Source organism: Pseudomonas viridiflava (assembly GCF_003702045.1).
Taxonomy (GTDB): domain Bacteria; phylum Pseudomonadota; class Gammaproteobacteria; order Pseudomonadales; family Pseudomonadaceae; genus Aquipseudomonas; species Aquipseudomonas viridiflava_C.
On the sequence record NZ_RBTP01000031.1, the window covers coordinates 169,869 to 190,645 of the forward strand.

Genomic DNA, 20,777 nt, shown 5'->3' on the forward strand with positions numbered 1-20,777 from the left:
TAACAGGGTGACGGGCCATCGACTATGGGCGTATTCAGGGATTCCGATAGCAGGCAAGATGTGATTTCCGCTGATCGTCAGGATGACCCACGCGCGCCGAAGCATGCCCCTCGTAAACGTTACGGATGGCGGGTGTTCTGGGTGGTCGTGGCATTGGGCGGTGTAGCGTTGGGCGCTGCGGTGGCGGTCGAGAGCCGCAGCTCGAAACTTCAGGCGCGTGAGTTCAGCCGTTTCGCCGCCAACCTCAGTTATTCGGTGCAGCCTGGACCGAGCACGGATGTTGTGTATCCGGGTGACGGGCCGTTTGACAAGCGTCTGGGGTATTCCTCGCTGGGCGATTTCCTGCCGCGTTTGCTTAAACGCGATTACGTAATCACTCGCCAGGCGCACTTCTCTCCCGAACTGATGCGTTACAGCCAGCGCGGCTTTTTCGTGCCGTATCAGGAAAAGATTCAGGCCGGCCTGTCGATCACCGACTGTCAGGGCGCGCCACTCTATGAGTTTCGCTACCCGCAGCAGCTCTACCCGACCTTTGCCGATATACCGCCGGTGGTGGTACACAGCCTTCTGTTCATCGAAAACCGCGACCTGCTCGACCCGCAGCAGCCGCTGGCCAACCCTGCAGTGGACTGGCCGCGCTTTGCCAAAGCGGCGTGGTCACAGGTGGCACGGCTCCTGTCGCTGCCCGGTCAGTCGGCGGGCGGCAGTACGCTGGCGACGCAACTGGAAAAGTATCGCCACTCGCCGGACGGGCTGACCCAGTCGGGTTCCGAGAAGATCCGGCAGATGATTTCTGCCAGCGTGCGGGCTTACCAGCCCGGCGCGCAAACCCTGGAGGTGCGCCAGCACGTCGTACGGGACTACCTCAACAGCGTACCGTTGTCGGCCGTGCCCGGGCATGGCGAGGTGCATGGTCTGGCCGAGGGGTTGCGAGTCTGGTTCGGTGCAGATTTTGCCCGATCCAACGAAGTGCTTGCCGCTACGCCCACTGACAAACAGAGCCTGGCCGAAAAAGCGCTCGCGCTGCGGGAGGTGCTGTCGCTGGTCATCGCCCAGCGCCGCCCTTCCCATTACCTGGCCAAGGGACGACTGGAGCTGGCAGAACTCACTGACAGCCATATCCGCTTGCTGGCGCAGGCCAATGTCATCGATCAACCTCTCGCCGATGCCGCACTGGCCGCGACGGTCACCTACCGGGACTGGGTGCAGCAGCCGACCATTCAGCCGATCGAAACCAACAAGGGCATCAGCGTTGCGCGCACCCGGCTTTCCAACCTGCTCAATCGGCCGCTGTATGACCTGGACCGCCTCGACCTGTCAGCCACCAGCACCTTGCATGGCGCGCTGCAAAAACAGGTCAGCCAATACCTGCGCGACCTGGCCAACCCGGAATTCGCCGGCAGCATCGGCCTGCTCGGGGAACGACTGCTAACGCCAGCCAGTACGGCGCAAGTGCGTTACAGCTTCACACTGTTCGAGCGCGGCGCGGACGGTTCGCGGGTCAGGGTGCAGACCGACAGCACCGACCAGCCGTTCGACATCAATGAGGGCAGTAAGCTGGAACTGGGCTCGACCGCCAAGATGCGGGTGCTCACGACCTATCTGGAAATCATCGCCGAACTGCACGCACGTTATGCCGGCATGAGCGTTGCGCAACTGAGGAAAGTGCCCGTCGAAGAGCCGGATCGGCTGACGCGCTGGTCGGTGGACTATCTGCTGCAGAACAAGGACCGTGACCTCACCAAAATGCTTGCGGCCGCTTTAGACCGCCCTTACTCCGCAAGCCCGGGAGAGGCATTCTTCACCGGCGGCGGCATGCACCGTTTCAACAACTTCAGGCATCAGGACGATGGCCGAATCCCGACCTTGCGCGAGTCCCTGCGTGAGTCCATCAACCTGCCGTTCATTCGCTTGATGCGAGACGTGGTGCGCTACAGCACCTATCAAGCGCCCAGCAACAGTGCCTCGCTGCTCAAAGACGACGACAACCCGCGCCGTCAGGAATACCTGAGTCAGTTCGCCGACCGTGAAGGCACGGTGTTCCTGCTGCGCTTCTGGAAGCGCTACAAGGACAAAACCACTCAGGAGCGCCTCGATACCTTCCTGGATGGCATGAACCCGACGGCCATTCGCCTGGCTGCCGTGCATCGCTACCTGCTGCCCGGTGCAGATCGCGATACGTTCAACGCGTTTGTACGAGCGCATCTGGACGGCACCAAGGCAACCTCGAAACTGACCGAAAAGCGCCTCGCCGATCTGTATGACAGCTATGGGCCCGGCACTTACAACCTGCCTGATCAGGGCTACGTTGCGCGGGTGCATCCGCTCGACCTCTGGCTGGTCGGCTATTTGCTCAAGCACCCGGATGCGCAATTCAAGGACGCCGTGGCGGCCAGTCGTTTCGAGCGGCAGGAAGTCTACGGCTGGCTGTTCAAAAGCCGACACAAGGGCGCACGCGATAGCCGCATTCGCACCATGATGGAAGTCGAAGCGTTTCTGGACATCGAACAGCGCTGGCAACGCGTGGGTTATCCCTTCGATCATCTGGTGCCCTCACTGGCAACCGCCATCGGCAGCTCCGGTGACCGCCCGGCCGCACTGGCCGAACTGATTGGCATCATTCAGAACGACGGCATTCGCCTGCCTGCCGTGCGCATAGACAGCCTGCATTTTGCCGCCGCCACGCCTTACGAAACAGAACTGGCGATCAACCCGGAACTGGGCCAGCGCGTACTGCCCTCCGAAGTCGCGGCGGCCATGCGTGAAGCGTTGTCGCAGGTGGTGGATGGAGGGACCGCCAAGCGTGTGCAAGGCGCATTCAAGATGCAGGACGGAAGCGTGCTGACAATGGGCGGCAAAACCGGCACGGGCGATAACCGCATCGAGAGTATTGGCGCGGGCGGACGCATCATCAGCTCACGGGCCGTCAACCGCACGGCGACCTTTGTGTTCTACATCGGCGAGAACCATTTCGGCACGTTGACGGCATTCGTTCCGGGACGCGCCGCTGAGGGATTTCGCTTCACATCGGCACTGCCGGTGCAGGTCCTCAAGGGCATGGCACCTATCCTGACGCCTTATCTGGAAAAGGATGGAAAGGCGATGTGCAACGCGCCAGGGCTCAATAAAAATACCGCGACGTGAACCTGTTACCGTTCGTCATGATCATTTGCGAGACAAATTAGATATATCTTAAGGTATATCTAACTTGTGCAAAGAGAGACGAAGACTATGCGTGATGACGCTCATCACCCCCACTCCCGCCCGCATCATGTTCGTGAAGACCGCGACGGTTTTGAGAAGCGTCCCGGCCGTGAACGCGGCGGACGAGGCCCGCGTGTTTTTGCACCAGGCGATCTGAAATTGCTGCTGCTGGCCCTGATCGCCGAGCAGCCTTCCCACGGCTACGACCTGATTCGCAAGATCGAAAGTCTGTTCGAGGGCGCGTACTGCCCCAGCCCTGGCGTGATCTATCCGACCCTGACCTTTCTGGAAGAAAGCGAGCTGATCCTGGGCGATGCCCAGGCGGGCAAGAAACTTTACACCGTGACTGAAGCCGGCCGTGCTTCTCTGGTTGAACAGGCCGTGGCCTTGGACGGCGTGCGCACCCGGATCGACGTCAGCAAGCGCTCGCTGCGTGGTCACGACCGACCGCCGGAAATTCACGAAGCGGTGCATAACCTGCGTCATGCGATGCACCTGCACGACGGCCGCTGGAGCCCGGAGGAAATCATTCGGGTCCGCGACCTGCTCAACACCACCGCCAAGGCCATCGTCGATGGGCCGCAATCAGCCTCGGAGCCGTCGCAATGACTTCAGAACATATGACTCAGGAACAATCGATCCACCGCGTCATGCACGAAATCAAACGCCGCAAACTCAAGGTACTGCGCGTGGCTCAACTGACGCCGCTGATGCGCCGCATCACCCTGCAAGGCCCGGAGCTGAGCGGCTTCATCAGCCTGGGCACTGACGATCACGTCAAACTGTTCTTTGCGCAAACGCCGCAGGAATACGAAGCGCTGGAAAGCCTGACGCCTGCCAGCGACAAAGACGCGCCACGTCCAGCGATGCGCGACTACACGCCGCGTCGCTACGACGAAGCCACGGGCGAACTGGACATCGATTTCGTGCTGCATGGCGAAGGCCCTGCTGCCACATGGGCCGCTCAGGCTGAACCGGGACAGTTTCTGCACATTGCCGGACCCAAGGGCTCAATGGTGGTGCCGGACATGTTCGACAGTTACCTGCTGATCGGCGATGAAACCGCCATTCCGGCCATTGCCCGTCGCCTGGAATCCTTGCCTGCCAACCGTGCGGCGCTGGTGGTGGTTGAAGTGGCCAACGAGCAGGAACAGCAGGTCTTCCAGAGCGCGGCGCAGGTCGATGTGATCTGGATCGTGCGTGGCGAGCAGAACCTGATCGACGTCATCCGCCGTCTGGAAATGCCCGAAGGCAAGCTGTACGCCTGGGTGGCCATCGAATCCGGTCTTTCGCGCAAACTGCGTCGCGTGTTGCTGGACGAGTTCGGGCTCGACGAAGCGTTCGTCAAGGCTGCCGGTTACTGGAAGCTGGGTGACTCCGAAGACGCGTGAGTGGTTAGCGGTCTGGCGCGCTCGATAGCGCCAGACCCCATTCTCATGGCCGACGGCGCGACGCCAAGCGGTCTATCCCCACCAGCATCAGCGCGATCACCACAAACCCCATCAAAACGCCCAGCGCATTGATAAAGGCTTTGGTGTAGCCAATCGTGCCAATGTCGATGAAGGGGTACATGTAGTCACCGATTACATCACCACGCAGCAGGATATAGCCGAAGTACACCACCGGATAAAGCGCCCATAACCCTATATGCCTCAGGCGCAACAGGCCTTTGGGCACGCACAGCCACCAGTAGCCGAGAAATGTCAGGGGCATCACATCGTGCAGCAGCTCATCGGCGATGAATTGCCAGCCTTGTGGGTGCCACAAGTGCCGCAGCAGGATGTTGTAGGCAAGGCCGACGATGGCGATGCTCACCGCAATACCGCTGCACACCACCGGATCACGAAAGAACCGATGCCCTGCCGACTGCCGCTGGCTGAGCGCACAGCTCAGCGCGACGGCGACCAGCGTATTGGTGAGCACGGTAAAGAAGCTGAAAAATCGGACCAGCCCTCCCAGCAGGCTGGCATGGTCCATCCAGCGGCCGAGCAGAATCAAATAGAGCTGAATAGCAAGCCCCGCCCAGCCAAGGCAGGCGGCGAGCAGAATAAGATGGCGCTGCCGCTGGGAACGGGGCAGGTTTTGACTGTGCATCGATGTGCTTCCTTGGGTATCAGCCTCCCTGCCACGCGTTAATTACCAGCCTTTGCTGCGATGCAGCTTCACGTACAACCCTTCCACTTTCTCCCGTGCCCACGGCGTTTTACGCAAAAACGTCAGGCTGGACTTGATGCTCGGGTCGCTCTTGAAGCAGCGGATATCGATGCGTTCGGCCAGACCCGACCACTCGTAATGCTCGACCAGAGCCTTGAGAATCTGCTCCAGCGTAACGCCGTGCAGTGGGTCGGTATTGGATGTCGTCATTGAGAACCTTGAAGCGAATAGGATGGCGCGATAAAGGAAGGTGCGCACCTTAGCCGAGCCATGAGACATCGGGAAGGGTCAGGCGTGCGCAGGCGGTGTATCACTTCTCACAATAGTGCCTTAATGCACTGTTACCAAAACCGCAATGATCCATGTCAATGAAAGCCCTTTTCGTGAACTCGTTAGCGTCCTATCATTGTCGCCTTCAAAGCTGAATCGATTCTCTGCCTCTGAAGTTTCACCGATGGCCGCCCAGACGGTCACGGAAAGCCTCGTCGTTTCTGAAAAAAACCAAAAAAGAATGCCCCTTTTCATGCCCAATTCATCAAAGCATTATCGCTTCGCCACGGTTTATCGTGCTGTCAGTCTGTGTGGTCTGACACTGCTCGGTCTGACAGGCACAGTCCACGCCGCGCCTGCTCTGTCTGCCGATTCACCCTGGATGCTGGGCGACTGGGGCGGCAAGCGCACCGATCTCTCGACGCGCGGGATCGATTTCAAACTCGACTACACCAGCGAGACCGGTGCCAACCTGCACGGCGGCTACAACCACGACAAGACGACCCGTTACAGCGACCAGATCGCCGTGGGCGCTCATCTGGATCTGCAGAAAATGCTCGGCTGGCATGACGCCGAGTTTCAGTTGACCCTGAACAACCGCAACGGCGACAACATCAGCAACGACCGGATCGGCGATCCGCGCACCGGAACGATCTCTTCTTCGCAGGAGGTTTGGGGGCGCGGCAGCGTTACCCGGCTGACACAGATGTGGTATCAGCAGAAGTTCTTCGACCAGACCTTGAGCATCAAGCTCGGCCGCTTCAACGAAGGTGAGGACTTCAACAGCATCCCCTGCGACTTTCAGAACCTGTCGCTCTGCGGATCACAGGTCGGCAATTACGTCGACACCTGGTACAACTGGCCGATCAGCCAGTGGGCTCTGCGCGTGAAGTATCAACTCACGCCTGAAATCTTCGTTCAGGTCGGTGCCTTCGAGCAGAATCCCTCCAATCTGGAAAACGACAACGCGTTCAAACTCAGCGGCAGCGGTACTGAAGGTGCAGTGTTGCCGGTCGAGTGGGTCTGGTCACCCAAGGTCAATGGCCTGCCGGGTGAATACCGCGCCGGTTATTACTACAGCACGGCGGATAGCGAAGACGTCTACAAGAACACAGACGATCAGCCTGCTGCCCTCACGGGTACGGCCTACCGGGGTGCCTCAAGCAAGCACGGCGTATGGCTCAATCTGCGCCAGCAGGTCACTCGGCACGATGGCGATGCCAGTCGCGGCCTGAGCCTGTTTGCCAATGGCACGCTGCACGACAAGAAAACCAACATGATCGATAACTATGTGTCGATCGGCATGGTTTACAAAGGCCCGTTCGACGCCCGCACTCGGGACGATATCGGGCTGGGCCTGTCGCGTATTCACGTCAATCCGGCGTACCGCAAGAACGCTGATGCACGAAATCAGGCAGCAGCGGTCTACGACTACAACGACCCCTCCTTCATGCCGTTGCAGGACACCGAATACAACGCCGAGCTCTATTACGGCGTACACGTGACCGACTGGCTGACCGTACGACCGAACCTGCAATACGTCCGTCATCCGGGCGGGCTGACTGAAGTCGACGACGCGGTGGTAGCGGGTTTGAAAATGCAACTCTCGTTCTGACCAACGGTTGAATTCAATCGTTGGTAAACCGTCTCAACAATTAGTTGGTTTCAAGGGTGACATCAAGGTCTGCGGTTTTGCAGTTCAGGGCGTCAATCATTCAATTCTCGCGGAGATTCGCATTATGAGCACTGATGGTGCTTCGGGAAGAAATCGTCTGTTACCGACACTGCTCGGTCTGGTGATTCTGTTGATGGGGCTGGCCTTGGTGGTCGGCGGCATCAGGTTGCTGCAACTGGACGGATCGCTGTATTACCTGCTGGCCGGTATCGGCTTTGCGGTAACCGGTGTGCTGCTGATGACCGGGCGCAGCGCTGCGCTGGGCCTGTATGCGCTGCTGCTGTTTGCCAGCACGGTCTGGTCTCTGTGGGAAGTGGGCCTGGACTGGTGGCAACTGGTGCCGCGCCTGGCGCTGTGGTTCGCGCTAGGTCTGGTATTGCTGCTGCCGTGGTTCCGCCGTCCGCTGCTGCGTAACGGCCCGGCCCGCATGGGCACGGGTGCATTGAGCATCGCCGTGGTGCTTGCCGGTCTGACTGCACTGGCCAGCCAGTTCACTCACCCTGGCCGCATCGAAGGCCAGCTGGACCGCGAGACTGCGGGTACGACCAACACCGCGCCGGCCATGCCTGACGGTGACTGGCAGTCCTACGGTCGCACCGCCTTTGGTGATCGCTACTCGCCGCTGGCGCAGATCACGCCAGAGAACGTGAGTAAGCTGGAGCCGGCGTGGACGTATCGCACCGGCGACATCCCTGGGCCGAACGACCCGGGCGAAACGACCGCCGAGAATACTCCGCTCAAGGTCAACGGCATGTTGTATGTCTGCACGCCGCACAGCCAGGTGATCGCGCTTGACCCGGATTCGGGCAAGGAAATCTGGCGCTTCGATCCGAAGATCAGCACCCAGAACGCCGAGAACTTCAAAGGCTGGGCGCACATGACCTGCCGCGGCGTCACGTATCACGATGACGCAGCCTATGCAGCCGCTGGCGCGCCGGCCCAAAGCCCGGCAGCGCCTGCCGCGACAGATGCTTCGGCTGCAAGCGCTTCCTGCCCGCGCCGGATCTTCCTGCCGACTGCCGACACCCGTCTGATCGCCCTGAACGCCGACACCGGCAAGATGTGCGAAGACTTCGGCAACAAGGGCTCAGTCGATCTAACAGCCAACATGGGCACCTTCGCGCCAGGTGGCTACTACTCCACTTCGCCTCCGGCGGTGACCAAAGATCTAGTGATCATTGGTGGCCACGTCACCGATAACGTTTCGATGGATGAGCCGTCCGGCGTGATCCGTGCGTACGACGTACACACCGGTCGCCTGGTCTGGAACTGGGACAGCGGCAACCCTGAAGCCACAGCGCCTATCGCTGAAGGTCAGGTCTACACCCGCAACTCGCCGAACATGTGGTCCATGTTCAGCGTCGATGAAAAGCTGGGCATGATCTACCTGCCGATGGGCAACCAGACGCCTGACCAGTGGGGCGGCGACCGTACGCCAGAGTCCGAGAAGTACAGCGCGGGCCTGGTTGCACTGGACATCGCCACCGGCAAGGTGCGTTGGGATTACCAGTTCACTCACCACGATCTGTGGGACATGGACGTGGGCGGTCAACCGACCCTCATGGACATGAAAACCGCTGACGGCATGAAACCGGCTGTACTGGCTTCGACTAAGCAGGGCAGCATCTACGTGCTTGACCGCAGCAATGGTCAGCCGATCGTGCCGATCAATGAAGTACCGGTGCCACAAGGCGCAGTCGAAGGCGACCACACGTCGCCGACTCAGCCCAAGTCTGACCTGAACTTCATGCCGCCGCCGCTCAAAGAGCGCGACATGTGGGGCGTGACCCCGTTCGACCAAATGCTGTGCCGGATCGACTTCAAGTCGCTGCGTTATGACGGGCCGTTCACCCCGCCATCGCTGCAAGGCTCGATCGTGTATCCCGGCAACTTCGGCGTGTTCGACTGGGGCGGTATTTCCATCGATCCGGTTCGCCAAATTGCGTTCGTGAACCCGAGCTACATGGCGTTCCGCTCCAAGCTGGTGCCATCGGCCGAAGTGGAAGGCGGCCCGGGTCGCAAGAGCGAAACCGAAGGCGTTCAGCCGAACAAGGGCGCACCGTATGGCGTGATCCTGGAAGCACTGCTGTCGCCAATGGGCCTGCCGTGCCAGGCGCCAGCTTGGGGCTATGTGGCAGCGGTCGATCTGACCACCCACAAAACCATCTGGATGCACAAAAACGGCACCGTGCGTGACAGCTCGCCGGTTCCGGTCCCGCTGACCATGGGCGTTCCAAGCCTGGGTGGTACATTCACCACCGCCAGCGGCCTGGCGTTCCTGAGCGGTACGCTTGACCAGTACCTGCGTGCCTATGACGTTCGTAACGGCAAGCAACTGTGGGAAGGCCGCCTGCCAGCAGGCGCGCAGACCACACCGATGACCTACACCGGCAAGGACGGCCAGCAATACGTGCTGGTCGTGGCTGGCGGTCACGGCTCGCTGGGCACCAAGCAGGGTGACTACGTGATGGCGTTCAAACTGCCGAAGTGATGATTTGCTGAGGTAAAGGAAAGGCGGCGATCGAAAGGTAGCCGCCTTTTTTGTCGCATCAATGATCGTTCCCGTGTTCCGCGTGGGAATGCCTCTAAGGCCACTCCGCGTCCGCTCTTGAGGGACGCAGAGCGATGGGCGCGATCAATGTCTAACGCGCTTTTCCACCCGTCTTGGTACCTGCGCGCAGGATGTCGCTCCAGCGGCGGACGAGGTAGTTATGCTCGTTCATCACCGAGTTCCACACGGCGATGTGGCCCATACGTTCTTCGTACGACCCGCCGTCACGTACTTCCCCGGCATCGATCAGCGGCAGGCCATCGCTGCCCAGCAGTTGCTCACGTGCGGGTAATCCTGCGTACCAGTAGTCCCATTCTGCCGCGCTCAGGTGATCGCGGCTGCGGGCCGGGTTGCCGATGTAGTAACCCTGACGCGCCATGACGGCGCCCGGCCAGCCGGACAGCCACCAGTTCAGGTACGCATACGCCGCATCGAGCACCGGGCCTTTGGCATGGCGCGACAGGGAAAGCCCGCCGAACCAGCCGCGATAACCTTCCTTGGGCACGGCAACGCGGTACTTCACACCGGCGCGATGCAACCGCACCAGGGTCGGCGACCACAAGCTTTGAATGTCGATGGTCGGGCTGAGCATCAATTCGGCCGCCTCCTCGTCGTCCGACCAAAACGCGCCAAAATGCCCCTGCTGCTGTTTGCGCACCAGCACGTGGGCGAGCAGGTCGATTTCCTCGATGCTCATGTTGCCGATGTCCTTGAATTGCGCCAGCCCCGCGCCTTCAACGGCCAGCGCTGCGTCCAGCGCACCAATGGCGGCATCGCTCTGCAAGGCAATGCGCCCGCTCCAGACCGGATCCAGCAGCCAGCCCCAGCTTTCATCGGCCGGGCTCAGGCTCTCGGGCAGACGCTCCGGGCGGTAGGCAAAACTGTCTGCGTTGTGGGTCAGCGGCAGCATGCTGATGCGCTCGGTGACCGCGCTGCCCAGGCTGCCGTCGTGTTGCACGAACAGGCGCTCGCTGGGGACGCTGCCGCTACCGGGTTGATCCGTGGGACGCAGGCGACCACGCTTGGGCAAATCGTTGATCTCGTGCCACAGCGCAATGCGCCGTGTATCGATAGGCTGAATCGCCCGCGCCGGCCAGACGAAATCGACGTTGTGAAACCACTGATCGTAGAGGTCGTAGCTGTCCGGCTGCATGACCGCGATCCGCTGCGCGGTCTGCACGTCGTGAATCTGATACACCAGCTTGATCCCAAGGTCCTGTTCGGCGCGCTCACGCAGGGATTCAAGCAACGTGACCGAAGTGCCCAGCACCCGCAGAGTGAGGGTCATGCAGCGGTCTCGCTTTGGGGGGAAGTCAACGGCGGCGCGAAGCTGCTGGAGAATACGTCGAACGAGCGACGCAGCAATTCGGGGTCGAGCCCACGCAAAATAAACACCAGCCGCGAGGTGCGATCCTCTCCCGGCCAGGCTGCAAGATGGACAGGCGCGTGCAGGCAATGCTGTACACCGTGGATCACGACAGGGGCCTGGTTGGCATTCACGTTGAGCAGTCCTTTGACACGCAGGATTCTTTCGCCGTGGCATCTTAACAGCATCGACAACCACACCCCGAATCCGATCCAGTCCAGCGGCCGCTCGAAGGTGAGGCAGCAGACCTGTGCGTCGCCATGCCGGGGCAGCGTGGATTGCGGACGGTGCAGTTGCCAGCGCGTCACTTCCTGCGCCGGCTCGGCGCTGCGCACGCCCTGCCCCAATAGCAACTGATCCCCGCTATGCACTTGTGCGGTGTCCAGCAACGGCGCAGAGAAATTGAGCGCCTGCAAATGCAGGCGCAGGGCATCGAGCGTCGTTTCATCGACCAGATCGGTCTTGCTCAGCAGCAACCTGTCAGCAGCGGCGACCTGAGCCAGCCATTCCGGGTGCAGACGCTCTTGAAGCGCGGCGTGGCAAGCGTCCACCAGGGTCACGATCAGCCCGATGTGAAAGCGCCCGCGCAATTGCGGATCGTGGCTCAGGGTGGCGAGGATCGGCGCCGGGTCGGCCAGGCCGGTGGTTTCCAGAATCACGCGACGAAACGCTGGGATTTCACCGCGACTGCGGCGCTCCAGCAGACCGAGCAGCGCGTCTTTCAACTCGCCGCGAATCGAACAACAGATACAGCCGCTGGGCAGCAGCACGGTATCCGGCGCGACTTCTTCGACCAGCAAATGATCGATGCCGACATCGCCGAACTCGTTGATCAGCAGCGCGGTGTCGCCCATGTTTTCGTCAGCCAGCAGGCGCTTGAGCAAGGTGGTTTTGCCGCTGCCCAGAAAACCGGTAATCACGTTCAACGCAAGGCTCATGATGACCTCTGCAAATGATCAAGCAGACGGGAGTCGAGCGGGTCCAGCGGTCGGCCGATCAGCAGTTCGGCCTTCTCCCAGAGCTGCTCCAGTCCGCTCGCCAGCTCCTGTTTGCCGGTAGCCCCCAGCAGCAGATAGGACACGCCCTGAAAGTCCTCGACCTTCAAGCGAAACGGCGCCACCACCTTGTTGATGGCCGCAATGCGTCGCAAGCGCTCGCGACGCCTCGGCAGTTCGCCACTCAGCGGATCGCTCCAGTGCACGTCTTCACCCAACAGTCCGCACAGTCCACACATGGGTCACTCCTCGCTCAAGTGCATCACGGCATCACGTCGCCGGAGTTCGGCCCCAGTGTCTGGCCGACGAACAGATTGCCGCCCGGCTCACTGGCGAGTAGCACAGCAACCGGCGCGACTTCCTCCGCAAGACCGAAACGGCCCAGTGGCAGTTCGGCGGCCTTGGCGGTTTTCCAGGCGCTGCTGATACCGGCCACCAACGGCGTTTCGATAGGGCCGGGCGCGATGGCGTTGACCAGCACGTTGTCTTTGGCCACTTCCAGCGCCAGGGATTTGGTGAAGCCGATTACCCCAGCCTTGGCCGCTGAGTAGTGAGTCAACTCGGCCCCGCCCTTGATGCCCAGTTGCGAGGCGACGTTGATAATCCGCCCCCAGCGCTGCGCCACCATGTGCGGCAGGGCGCGCTGGCTGGCGACGAACACGCTGGTGAGGTCGACGCGCAGCATGTCGTTCCACATGTCGATGCTCAAGTCGACGCAGCGCGCCTGGGTCAGCATGCCCGCGTTGTTGACCAGAATATCGATGCCGCCGAACTGCTCGACGCAGGCATCGACACCGGCCTGCGCGCCTTCGAGCGTGCCGACGTCGGCCACGCAGGCGTACACCTGCGCGCCGAGCTCGCGGCATTGCTCGGCGACTTTCGTCAGGTTGGTCGGATCACGGTCGCCCAGCACCAGTCGTGCGCCTTCGCCAGCATAGGCGCGCGCGATGGCCGCGCCGATTCCGCTGCCTGCGCCAGTGATCACGGCGCGTTTGTCTTTGAGTTGTTGCATGATGGGTTCCTTGTTGCGGGTCCGAAAAATGGAGCACGCACCTTCAAATCACACTGGTGGCTGGCTGAATAAACACGACGCTTGTGGGAGCGAGCTTGCTCGCGAAGGCCATTGTCCAAACACAACATCTCGATTGAACGGAACGGCCCTTTCGCGAGCAAGCTCGCTCCCACAGGTTTTGCATCCAGTCAGCAAGATCGGCGTGTAACCCGGTAGACGATCACTCCGGCCAGCGCACGGTCAGGCCGCCGTCGATCACGATGCTCTGCCCAGTCAGATAGCTGGCTTCGTCGCTGCACAGAAACCGTACCAGCGATGCCACTTCATCCGCCCGCCCGACGCGGCCCAGCGGAATCGCTCTGGCAGCCTGCTTCAGCCCTTCCGGACCCAGCGAGTTCTTGCTGTCCAGCGACTGGGGCGTTTCGATCAGGCCCGGAATCACTGCGTTGCAGCGGATGCCTTTCGGCGCCAGCTCGACCGCCAGCGAACGGCACAGTCCCGGGACACCCGCCTTGGCTGCGGCGTAATGCGAGTGGTCCTGCCAGCCATACACGCCACCGGCAATCGACGAGATCGCCACCAGCGCACCGCCCTCGCCCATGTGCCTGACAGCGGCACGGAAGGTGCGCATCACCCCGGTCAGGTCCACGTCGAGCATTTCATTCCAGCGTTCGTCGGTCATTTCCAGCAGCGGCGCACGGCGCAGCAAACCGGCGTTAGCGACTGCGTAATCGATCCGGCCAAACGCTCCCAAAGCCTGATTGGCCAGATTGTCCACCGATTCGGTACTGGCAACGTCCAGCGGCAGCATGAGGCATTCGCCGCCCGCCTCTTCCACCAGCCGACGGGTTTGATCCGGGTCGTGGGGGTCTGCCGGGTAAAAACCGCCGGTCACCGCCACACCCTGCCGGGCAAACGCCACCGCCAGGGCCTGACCGATGCCGCTAGCGGCACCGGTGACCAATGCAACTTTACGCGTCATGTGCAATTCCTCATTTAACCGTTTCAGGGCGCACGTGGCGGGCCGCGAACATCAGCGCGCCGGACAGGAAGCAAGGCAGCGCACCGAAGTACAGCGCCGAGGTCTGCCAGTCGCCGCCTGCGCTCAGCACGGACGTGGCACCGAAACCGGCCACCACCGCACCAATCGGACCCATCGCGTGGATGATCGCGCCCCCAGTGGCGCGGATGCTGGTGGGAAAGCTTTCGCTGATGAAAAACAGCGCCGCCGAATAAGGCCCGATCAGAAAAAACAGACCCAGGCTGTACAGCCCGACGACCATCGGCATGTTGCTCGGCCCGTAGAGCATGCCGGCAAATGCCAGACCGCCGAGCATCCAGCCCAGGCCGATCACATTGCGACGGCCGATCTTGTCGCCCATCCAGCCGTGGCTCAGGTAGCCGCAGTAACCCACCAGGTTGGACAGCACCAGAATGATCAGCGAATTCTCGAACGAGATGTGATGCACGCTGACGATCACCGTTGTGCCCAACACGCTGAACACCTGAATCGCCGCCCAGTTGAGCAGAATCGCCGCGCCGATCACCAGCGTTGCGCGCAACGAGGTGCCACGAAAGGCCGCGCCAATCCCCGCTTTGCTGTGTTCGTCGTAGTCCACGCCATAGGTGTGCGCCACGGCCTGCGCCTGACTGACTTCACCCTTTTTGCGCAGCTGCGTGATGCGCTGATGGATTTGAAACTGCGGGCTCTCTTTGAGCTTGCGCGCCATGATCGCAATGATGATGGCCGGAATCGCCGCGAACACGAAGCAGCCCTGCCAGCCGATGACCGGCAGCAGCACCGCCGTCAGGCCTGCGGCTATAAGTGCACCGACCGGCCAGCCGCCCTGGACCAGGCTGTAGATGAAGCCGCGGCGCTTGGCCAGACGCGGGTCATCCGACGCTGCGTAAATTTCGCTCAGATAGGTCGCATTGACCGTCTCTTCCGCATAACCCAGACCGCCCAGCGAGCGGATAAGGATCAGCGGCGACTTGCCCCACGATCCACCGATGGCCGTGAGCGCCGAACAAATCGCCGATCCGCTCACGGTAAACATGATGCCAACGCGCCGTCCCAGGCGATCCACCAGCGGGCCGATGGCCAGTGCGACCACTGCCGTACCGACCGCGACCCAGGTCGCAATTTCGGCCTGCTCCACTTCACTCCAGGAAAAGTGCCGGCCGATCTCGGGCAGCAGGGTTCCGAACAGAATGAAGTCGTATACCGCAAACACCCACGCGAAAAAGGCTATCCATGTGGCGAAGCGAACTTGCTCCGGCGTCAACTGCTCTGGCTTCCAGCCGGTCAGGTCAAGCTTGTTGTATATGGACATGAGTGATGCCTCGGACAGGGCTATGAATCAACGGTTGCGTGGGTTGCGACGCACGAAGTCGTCGGCGATCTCGTCGAAGGTGACGAACTTGACGCCCGCATGGCTCTGGATGTGCTCGATCAGACGCTCAAGCATCAGCAGCACCTGTGGGCGTCCGGAAACGTCGGGGTGAATGGTCATGGTGAACACCGCGTGCTCATGCTCGCGGTACACCCAGTCGAACTGGTCGCGCCACATTTCTTCCAGATGACGCGGGTTGACGAAGCCGTGGCTGTTGGGCGCTTTCTTGATGAACATCATCGGCGGCAGGTCGTCCAGGTACCAGTTGGCCGGGATCTCCACCAGGTCGGTTTCTTCGCCACGCACCAGCGGTTTCATCCAGGTGTCGGGGTGCTGGCTGTAATCGATCTTGGTCCACTTGTCGCCCACACGAACGTAGTACGGGTGGAAGTCGTTGTGCATCAGGCTGTGGTCGTACTTGATGCCTTTTTTGAGCAGCAGCTCATTGGTAACGTTGCTGAATTCCCACCACGGCGCGACATAACCGGTCGGGCGTTTGCCGGTGACTTGCATGATCAGGTCGATGGACTTGTCGAGCACGATCTCTTCTTGCTCGGGAGTCATCGTAATCGGGTTTTCATGGCTGTAGCCATGCACGCCGATTTCATGCCCCGCGTCGGCCACGGCCTTCATTTGCTCGGGGAACGTTTCCATAGAGTGACCCGGAATGAACCAGGTGGTGCGCAGCCCGTAACGCTCGAACAGTTTAAGCAGGCGCGGCGCGCCGATTTCACCGGCAAACAGCCCACGCGAGATATCGTCGGGCGAGTCCTCACCGCCATACGAGCCCAGCCAGCCCGCGACGGCATCCACATCCACACCAAACGCACACAGAATTTCTTTAGCCATTGTTGTTTCTCCTGCTGGTTGATCGGACCGGCTTCACCGCATCGATCACAGTCGCCGGTCAGTCGTTGAGAGGGTGTTCAAGGGGTGTCATAAAGGTTTCAGGAGCGCTTCCACCGCCAACGCAGCGCGCAACAGCCGGGCGTCCTCCCCCGCTGGCGCGCTGAGCAGCAGACCAGTGGGCAAACCGCAGACATCGACACCGCTGGGCAGCGACACACCCGGCATGTTGAGCAGGCTGCCGGGCATGGTCAGGCGCAGCGTTGCGAGGTTGGTCTGGATAAACAGTTCGTCGTCGGCCAGCAGCGGTGCAAGGGGTGGCGCAACGTGGGCGACACTGGGGGTGATGAGCAGTGCGCCGTCCAGTTCAAGGGTCAGTTGCGTTTGCAAGCGCTCGCGGGCGGCGTACAAATTGATTAGCAGGCTGGCGGGCATGTGACGAGCGGCTTCAAGACGCTTACGCACCCGCTGATCGATTTCACTGGCCGCGTCGCTGTCCAGCAACGGCTGATGCAGGGCAAACGCTTCGGCGGCGCCCAGCCAGCCGCCGTGTTGGATCAGGTGCAAGGTGGCTTGAAAGGCTTCGCAAGGACGCATCTCGACCAGCGCACCGGCAATACGCAGCGCCTCGACAGCGCGCAACAGGTTGTCGCGTACTGCAGGCTCGACACGCGCATCATCGAGCACCGCCCGATCGACGATGAATCGCTGACCAGCCAGACTGCGCGGCACGTGCGACGTCGGTTTGCTGCGTGCGCACAGCAGGTCGTCGATCACCAGTGCATCACGAACGCTGCGGGTCAGCGGCCCGACACTGTCCAGGGTAAGCGCCAACGGAAACACGCCGTCGCGACTGTAGCGGCGGCTGGTGCTGCGAAAACCCACCAAACCATTGAGCGCCGCAGGAATGCGAATCGAGCCTGCGGTGTCGGTCCCCATCGCAATCGGCACGATGCCCGCGGCGACTGCAACTCCTGAGCCTGACGAAGATCCGCCGGGAATACGCGGTGAATCATCACTTAGCGGATTGATGGGCGTGCCGAAATGCGGATTGAGACCGAGCCCGGAATAAGCGAACTCACTGAGGTTGGTCTTGCCCACACTGACCATGCCCGAACGGGCCAACAGCCCGACGCTCGGCGCATCCAGACAAGCGGCGCTGACATTTCGGCGGGTCGCGGAACCGGCGCTGGTCAGAGAACCTGCCAGATCGAACAGATCCTTCCAGGCCATCGGAATGCCGTCGAATGGCCCCAGAGGCTGGCCCTGTTTCCAGCGGGCGGCCGATGCTTCGGCTTCGCGGCGGGCGCGCTCTTCGCTCAGAGAAATGAAGACGTGATCAACCTCACGGGCTCTGCGCAGTGCCTGCTCCAGGCTTTGCACCGGGTCGTTTCGTCCCTGCGCGAAGTCGTCGGCCAGCGAGCAGGCATCGAATGTGATTCCGGAAACAGCGGTGTCCATCATCGACATAACAGACCTTTTAAAATGTACTTATTAATAAAATGTACATTTAACAAAGGCAGAATCCATGCCAATCTCGTGCTCGTGACGTGCTGAACGAGCGGCGTCAAACCTGCGAATGGCTTGAGACAGTTGAATTAGAAACCTTTCACGCACGGGACGAGCAGCGAAAGAATCGCACACAGGGCGGTGGGTCGGCTGTCACAATGAAATAATGTATCTTTTATAAAAGATACATTTTAGTGCAGATAAGTAACGGTGGCCCTATGAGCGAGCATCCGGATGTACCTCAAGGTGACAGTCACGCATCTGTGCGAGAATCGTTCGTCAGCCGCCAGAAGTGTAAGAAAACGATGTCAGATGAGGACCCGCGCACCGCATCGCGCTACGCCACGATCCGGGACGTGTTACGCAACGCCATTCTCACCGATGCGGTCGCCAATGGACTGGTGCTGCTCGAAGCACCGTTGGCGGAACTGTTCGGCACCAGCCGTGTGCCGGTGCGCAAGGCGCTGAATCTGCTGCATGACGAAGGGCTGATCAGCCGGTTCGATGGCCGGGGCTATCTGGTCAACCCTGAGGGCGGTGCAGTCGAACCGCTGCGCCTGAGCCTGAGCCACAAGCAGTTCGGGCTGGACAGCAGCGAAGAGCTGGTCGATACACGGCCGCTGGGTGAGCGTATTCATGACGAGATCGGCGCGGCGCTGTCGGCGTGTATCGCTTTCGGTCATTACCGCCTCGACGAACAGAGCGCCGCAGACCATTTCGGAGTCAGCCGGGCTGTGGTTCGTGAAGCGCTGATGCGTCTGCGCGATCGCGGGCTGGTGGAGAAGGAGCCCTACTCCCAATGGCTGGCGGGGCCGCTGACGGCGCGTGAAGTGACCGATGATTACGAGCTGCGCGCCTGCCTGGAGCCCGAAGCCTTGCGTCAGACCGGGCCGCACCTGAGACGTGAAGACCTGGAAAGTATGCTGGCCCGGGTGATCGAAGCGCAGAACGCTGAAAGCTGTAGCCTGGAGCAGATCGAACAGCTGGAGGAGGATCTGCATCAGCAATGCTTGTGTGGCCTGCAGAACCGCAAGATCGCCACCCTCATCAGCCAGGCGCAGAGCCCGATGATCATCAACCGGATCTTCTACCGCCTGCTGGACATCGGTGCCGACGAAGCCATGCTCGCCGAACATCGAATGATCCTCGAACTGCTGCTGCACGGAGCCGTCGACGCCGCCGCCTTGAACCTCAAGGAACACCTGCACCGCGCAAGACAGCGCATGCTCCAGCGTTTAAAAGTGCTGTCGGTGTTGCCCGAGCAGGAAGTGCCGGGGTATCTGACGCGGCTGAGTTGACCTGCGCCCATTCTGAACGGTGACTTGAGCCAGGCGCTTGGCTCAACTAATACGCAGCCTGTGCCATTGTTGACGCGGAGCGTCACGGGCTGCATGCCCACGTGGAGCGATGGGCACGATCCGTGTCGAGGCACAACACGCTGCGTAGATGATCGTTCACACGCTCCAGCGCGGTAATACCGCCCAAGACGCTCCGCATCCGCTCTCGAATGCGACGCTACTTGCGGATCACGTCCCCGCGCAGTGCGGCCAGCCGGGCGATGAAGCGGTTTTGCACGGGCACCGGGACTTTTTCAGTGTCCATAGCGGCAATCAGGTTTTCGACCAACGCATTGAAGTCACTCGGGCTCAGGTTCTGGCCCTTGTGGGATTCGGCCAGGCTGTCGCCGGTGTAGCGACACGGGCCATCCGCCACTTCACAAAACTTCTCGACCAGCCGGTCGCGCAGCAGGACGATGTTAACCCTTTTGAACCGCTCGACAATCCGCTCGTCCTTGGCCGCGTTCAACAGCATGCCTTCGACGATACGCTGGATACCCGCGCGCTGGCCGAGGTCCTGATAAAGGCTGTCATCCTTAACCTGCTGTTGAGCACAACCGACCATCAAGGCCAGCATCAGACCCATCACCAAACGCATCATTAAAAGCTCCCCTGAACGGAAAGGTACGTGCCGTTCTGGTTGTCCAGCGTGGCGATCTCACCCAGGCGCGCGTAGGCCAGGACGAAGGACACATGCTTGTTGGGGAAGTAACCGAGAAACACATCCGCCCAGTCGCTTTCGCCAGCGAACGACAGGTTGTCCGGCTTCTCGCGGTATTCCACGCCCATTGCCCAGCGCGGGTTGAACAGCACCGCCACCGAACCTTCCTTGAGCAGGCTTCGCGTGTCACGACGATCACCGCCAAACCCCAGTAGTCCGGTTTCATTGGCACGGCTGTAACGCACCCCGCCGTTGACCACCACGTTGTAGCCGAAGGCTGCGCCCATGAACAGGCGACTCGCGGTCAGGTAGCCTTCCACGTCGGAATCGCGCTGCGCGCCGACCAGGCTGGGGATCAGGAAATCATTCTGGTGCTTGTACTGCACGCCCAACGACACCTGCGGCAGGCTGTCGTAGATCAGGTCACCGAACAGCCGCACTTTGACGCCAAACACGTCCTGGCTGAGGTTGTCGTCCGGCAGGCTCAATTTGTGCTGCAAGGGGCTGATGTCAAAGCGTTGGTGCGCGTAAGACAACTCAACGCGGTTGCCATAGGCCAGCGCCAGGCCCGCCACGTCCAGGTTGTAGTCGGGCAGGTTGATGTGCGTGGCGAACGCCGTGGCACCCCACTCGCCCTGCTCGCTGTAGCCCGTGATCACCGCCCACGGTGTGATGCCTCCGCCAGCGCCGCCTTCGATGTTGCTGGCTCCTCCGGTAGCGATCAGGCGGCCGTTATCGGCCAGAGCCAGAGGTGCAGCCGCTCCCAACAGGCAACCCACGATCAACGCTGTTCTGTAATGCATG

18 protein-coding genes are annotated in these 20,777 nt (G+C 61.1%); 6 read left to right on the forward strand and 12 right to left on the reverse strand.

All coding sequences use genetic code 11. From position 1 onward, the window contains the following. Positions 1 to 24: 24 nt before the first annotated feature. The 3 genes from ALP40_RS10735 (at position 25) to ALP40_RS10745 (ending at position 4,595) form a co-directional block, all read left to right on the forward strand. Positions 25 to 3,144, forward strand: coding sequence for a transglycosylase domain-containing protein (locus tag ALP40_RS10735; RefSeq protein WP_122208252.1), 3,120 nt, complete (start codon positions 25 to 27; stop codon positions 3,142 to 3,144). Positions 3,145 to 3,231: 87 nt separating this feature from the next. Continuing rightward, positions 3,232 to 3,813: a PadR family transcriptional regulator gene (locus ALP40_RS10740; protein WP_122208253.1), complete on the forward strand. Its 582-nt coding sequence runs from the start codon at positions 3,232 to 3,234 to the stop codon at positions 3,811 to 3,813. Positions 3,814 to 3,824: 11 nt separating this feature from the next. Then, positions 3,825 to 4,595: a siderophore-interacting protein gene (locus ALP40_RS10745; protein ID WP_122208254.1), complete on the forward strand. Its 771-nt coding sequence runs from the start codon at positions 3,825 to 3,827 to the stop codon at positions 4,593 to 4,595. Between the two features lie 43 nt (positions 4,596 to 4,638). Here ALP40_RS10745 and ALP40_RS10750 read toward each other — a convergent pair whose 3' ends face one another. Together ALP40_RS10750 and ALP40_RS10755 are read right to left on the reverse strand one after the other, a co-directional pair. Next, the gene (locus ALP40_RS10750) at positions 4,639 to 5,298 is read right to left on the reverse strand and encodes a Pr6Pr family membrane protein (protein ID WP_122208255.1); all 660 of its coding nucleotides are present in this window, start codon (positions 5,296 to 5,298) and stop codon (positions 4,639 to 4,641) included. Positions 5,299 to 5,340: 42 nt separating this feature from the next. Then, complete coding sequence (locus ALP40_RS10755) at positions 5,341 to 5,568, reverse strand: VF530 family DNA-binding protein (protein WP_122208256.1); 228 nt, start codon at positions 5,566 to 5,568, stop codon at positions 5,341 to 5,343. A gap of 313 nt (positions 5,569 to 5,881) precedes the next feature. On the opposite strand from ALP40_RS10755, the gene ALP40_RS10760 reads away from it, so the two are divergent. Both ALP40_RS10760 and ALP40_RS10765 read left to right on the forward strand, forming a co-directional pair. Beyond that, positions 5,882 to 7,243, forward strand: coding sequence for a carbohydrate porin (locus ALP40_RS10760; RefSeq protein ID WP_259640696.1), 1,362 nt, complete (start codon positions 5,882 to 5,884; stop codon positions 7,241 to 7,243). A gap of 124 nt (positions 7,244 to 7,367) precedes the next feature. Then, positions 7,368 to 9,794, forward strand: coding sequence for a glucose/quinate/shikimate family membrane-bound PQQ-dependent dehydrogenase (locus ALP40_RS10765; protein WP_122208258.1), 2,427 nt, complete (start codon positions 7,368 to 7,370; stop codon positions 9,792 to 9,794). 151 nt (positions 9,795 to 9,945) lie between these two features. Here ALP40_RS10765 and ALP40_RS10770 read toward each other — a convergent pair whose 3' ends face one another. The 8 genes from ALP40_RS10770 to ALP40_RS10805 all read right to left on the reverse strand — a co-directional run bounded on the left by ALP40_RS10770 (position 9,946) and on the right by ALP40_RS10805 (position 17,936). Continuing rightward, complete coding sequence (locus ALP40_RS10770; RefSeq protein ID WP_122208259.1) at positions 9,946 to 11,142, reverse strand: PotD/PotF family extracellular solute-binding protein; 1,197 nt, start codon at positions 11,140 to 11,142, stop codon at positions 9,946 to 9,948. Next, complete coding sequence (locus ALP40_RS10775; protein WP_122208260.1) at positions 11,139 to 12,158, reverse strand: GTP-binding protein; 1,020 nt, start codon at positions 12,156 to 12,158, stop codon at positions 11,139 to 11,141. Before ALP40_RS10775 ends, ALP40_RS10770 begins: the two co-directional genes overlap by 4 nt. Next, positions 12,155 to 12,454 (reverse strand): hypothetical protein, encoded by a 300-nt coding sequence (locus tag ALP40_RS10780; RefSeq protein WP_122208261.1) that lies wholly within the window; start codon positions 12,452 to 12,454, stop codon positions 12,155 to 12,157. The genes ALP40_RS10775 and ALP40_RS10780 overlap by 4 nt, the downstream gene beginning before the upstream one ends. Positions 12,455 to 12,477: 23 nt before the next feature. Beyond that, the gene (locus tag ALP40_RS10785; protein WP_122208262.1) at positions 12,478 to 13,227 is read right to left on the reverse strand and encodes an SDR family NAD(P)-dependent oxidoreductase; all 750 of its coding nucleotides are present in this window, start codon (positions 13,225 to 13,227) and stop codon (positions 12,478 to 12,480) included. Positions 13,228 to 13,447: 220 nt separating this feature from the next. Continuing rightward, complete coding sequence (locus tag ALP40_RS10790) at positions 13,448 to 14,209, reverse strand: SDR family NAD(P)-dependent oxidoreductase (protein WP_122208263.1); 762 nt, start codon at positions 14,207 to 14,209, stop codon at positions 13,448 to 13,450. A gap of 10 nt (positions 14,210 to 14,219) precedes the next feature. Continuing rightward, on the reverse strand, positions 14,220 to 15,560 hold the full coding sequence (locus ALP40_RS10795; protein WP_122208264.1) for an MFS transporter: 1,341 nt from the start codon (positions 15,558 to 15,560) through the stop codon (positions 14,220 to 14,222). A gap of 27 nt (positions 15,561 to 15,587) precedes the next feature. After that, on the reverse strand, positions 15,588 to 16,469 hold the full coding sequence (locus tag ALP40_RS10800; protein WP_122208265.1) for a polysaccharide deacetylase: 882 nt from the start codon (positions 16,467 to 16,469) through the stop codon (positions 15,588 to 15,590). Between the two features lie 87 nt (positions 16,470 to 16,556). Further along, positions 16,557 to 17,936, reverse strand: coding sequence for an amidase (locus tag ALP40_RS10805; RefSeq protein WP_409077513.1), 1,380 nt, complete (start codon positions 17,934 to 17,936; stop codon positions 16,557 to 16,559). A 344-nt stretch (positions 17,937 to 18,280) separates the two neighbouring features. Between ALP40_RS10805 and ALP40_RS10810 the strand changes: the two genes are divergently transcribed. Continuing rightward, positions 18,281 to 19,273 carry a GntR family transcriptional regulator gene (locus ALP40_RS10810; protein ID WP_181115944.1) on the forward strand — a complete coding sequence of 331 codons (993 nt, stop codon included), beginning with the start codon at positions 18,281 to 18,283 and terminating at the stop codon, positions 19,271 to 19,273. 217 nt (positions 19,274 to 19,490) lie between these two features. Here ALP40_RS10810 and ALP40_RS10815 read toward each other — a convergent pair whose 3' ends face one another. Together ALP40_RS10815 and ALP40_RS10820 are read right to left on the reverse strand one after the other, a co-directional pair. Beyond that, a complete protein-coding gene (locus ALP40_RS10815; protein WP_122208267.1) occupies positions 19,491 to 19,913 on the reverse strand; it encodes a group 1 truncated hemoglobin in 423 nt (140 codons plus the stop codon). Continuing rightward, positions 19,913 to 20,776: a DUF3034 family protein gene (locus ALP40_RS10820; RefSeq protein ID WP_122208268.1), complete on the reverse strand. Its 864-nt coding sequence runs from the start codon at positions 20,774 to 20,776 to the stop codon at positions 19,913 to 19,915. The genes ALP40_RS10815 and ALP40_RS10820 overlap by 1 nt, the downstream gene beginning before the upstream one ends. Position 20,777 lies beyond the last annotated feature (1 nt).